This is a genomic window from Xenorhabdus sp. NBAII XenSa04 (assembly GCF_963866145.1).
Taxonomy (GTDB): domain Bacteria; phylum Pseudomonadota; class Gammaproteobacteria; order Enterobacterales; family Enterobacteriaceae; genus Xenorhabdus; species Xenorhabdus indica.
This window is the reverse complement of record NZ_CAWMEB010000261.1, coordinates 1-384: the sequence shown is the minus strand read 5'-3', so window position 1 is coordinate 384 and position 384 is coordinate 1. Positions and strand designations below refer to the sequence as shown.

Annotated in this window: 2 tRNA genes; both read left to right on the top strand. The window is 49.2% G+C overall.

Annotation, left to right across the window (positions count from 1 at the left end):
• The first annotated feature begins 40 nt into the window (after positions 1–40).
• Positions 41–117 (top strand) — tRNA-Ile (locus AAC147_RS09790).
• A 43-nt stretch (positions 118–160) separates the two neighbouring features.
• Positions 161–236: transfer RNA gene (locus tag AAC147_RS09785), tRNA-Ala, on the top strand.
• The last annotated feature ends 148 nt before the right edge of the window (positions 237–384 follow it).

The following is a 384-nucleotide window of genomic DNA, read 5'->3' as shown; positions in this document are numbered from 1 at the left end:
ACACAGATTGTCTGATGAAAACAAGAGACGGTGTCGGTATAGGCTTGTAGCTCAGGTGGTTAGAGCGCACCCCTGATAAGGGTGAGGTCGGTGGTTCAAGTCCACTCAGGCCTACCAATTCTTTTGGGAATTGGCCGCGCACAGATACCGGACGAGACATGGGGCTATAGCTCAGCTGGGAGAGCGCCTGCCTTGCACGCAGGAGGTCAGCGGTTCGATCCCGCTTAGCTCCACCATTTTCTGCTCTTGGGTATACACGGGATTTCAGAATGTATCGGATTGTCGGTATATTGTGAAATCTTTGCTCTTTAACAATCTGGAACAAGCTGAAAAATTGAAACATTCAGTGACACGGCTTTCTGAATGAAAGCGGTCATTGAAGAG